Raw genomic sequence first — 1470 nt, 5'->3', positions numbered from 1 at the left:
GTCCTTATTGTGGCTGCTCGCTTGTTGGTTATAGACCAATCCCTAAAGAGTGCCCAAAGTGTCATAAAAAGTTTGAATAATAATCGATCTTTATTACATCCCTTGCGGGCAACCCTAAAACGGTTGCCCGCTCTTTTTATACCCTAAAAACTAAAGAAGGAGGCTAAAATGCCAAGCAAAACCGAAGAATATCTTGCCCTTGCCCAGCGCACGGCAAACGGTCTGACACGGTACTGGGAAAGCTGGACGGACTACCTGACCACAGCATCCCGGCTGTACAAGTACAGTTTCCCGGACCAGTTGATGATCTACGCTCAGCGACCCGATGCCACAGCCTGCGCCGATTACGACATCTGGAACAACCGCATGAACCGGTATGTCCGGCGTGGCTCCAAGGGCATCGCCCTGTTGGACGAATCCAGCGGATACCCGCGTCTGCACTATGTGTTTGATGTGTCGGACACCGGAGTACGGCGCAATTCTCGCGACCCGGAACGATGGGAAATGAATGACGACCTTTTCAAGCCGGTGTCTGAGATGCTGACCGCAGAATACGGCATCAGCCATGAACGGCTCAGCCAGCAGCTCGTAAATATTGCGGAGAAGCTGGTGAACGATTATTGGGACAACAACAGCGGCGACATCCTCAACATCGTTGACGGCTCTTTCTTTGATGATTATGATAGTAGTGGAAAGGAACTTCAGTTCAAGGCCGCTGCGACAATGAGCGTCACCTACACTCTATTAGAACGATGCGGGTTTGAACCGGAAGGCTACTTTGACAAGGATGACTTTCAGGCCATCCACACCTTTTCCACACCCGATGCAGTCTATGCGCTGGGTGCCGCTACCAGCGACATCAGCCGCGAGGTCTTACGCAAAATCGAGCGGACGGTGAAAACCACGACCCGCCGCCGAAACGTAGAAAGGATGGAAGAATATGAGCAGCAGTCTGAATTACACGAAGATCGGGGATTACCAGCTCCCGAACCTGACCCTCAGCCAGCCGAAGACCCCGCTGGGCAAGTACGGCAGGATGCGCCGGAATTACCTGAAGCAGTATCGCCCGGTACTGTACAATTCGATGCTCCTGAACGGGACGCTGTACCCGCATCTGATGGAACTGGAGCAGACGGCAGAGAACCGGATGCAGCAGACCATGGCGCAGCTTCTGAAACAGAACCCGGCCCCGGACAAGGAGCAGAATCAGATGGCATGGGTGCAGCACATGAACAGCCTGAAAGCACAGGCCGAGGAACTGGTGATGAACGAGCTGATTTACAGCTAAGTTTTCTGGATGCGAACATCCCCACCGAAGCCCAGCAAATCGAAAAAATCGACCGAGCGGAGAGCGAAAAAACGCCCTCCGCTTTTGTTTTGTCGCAGGCTGAAATTGAGAACGAGCTGCGGCGGCATGGTTCAGGGTTTACAGGCGGCAAACAGCGCATTATTGCGCTGTACCAGACCCAG

1 protein-coding gene is annotated in these 1470 nt (G+C 53.2%); it reads left to right on the top strand.

Annotated features, from left to right (window positions below; all coding sequences use genetic code 11):
- The first annotated feature begins 940 nt into the window (after positions 1-940).
- On the top strand, positions 941-1288 hold the full coding sequence (locus P0G09_RS15345; protein WP_117530295.1) for a TnpV protein: 348 nt from the start codon (positions 941-943) through the stop codon (positions 1286-1288).
- Positions 1289-1470: the final 182 nt, after the last annotated feature.

It is taken from the genome of Faecalibacterium sp. DFI.5.82, from assembly GCF_029076575.1.
GTDB classification, from domain to species: Bacteria; Bacillota; Clostridia; order Oscillospirales; family Ruminococcaceae; genus Faecalibacterium; species Faecalibacterium duncaniae.
Note: the sequence above shows the minus strand (reverse complement) of the source record. Positions and strands in the feature narration are given on the sequence as shown.

Bases quoted from the DNA above. Each gene is read 5' to 3' on its own strand.
- P0G09_RS15345 (WP_117530295.1), top strand. From the start codon at position 941: ATGAGCAGCAGTCTGAATTACACGAAGATCGGGGATTACCAGCTCCCG.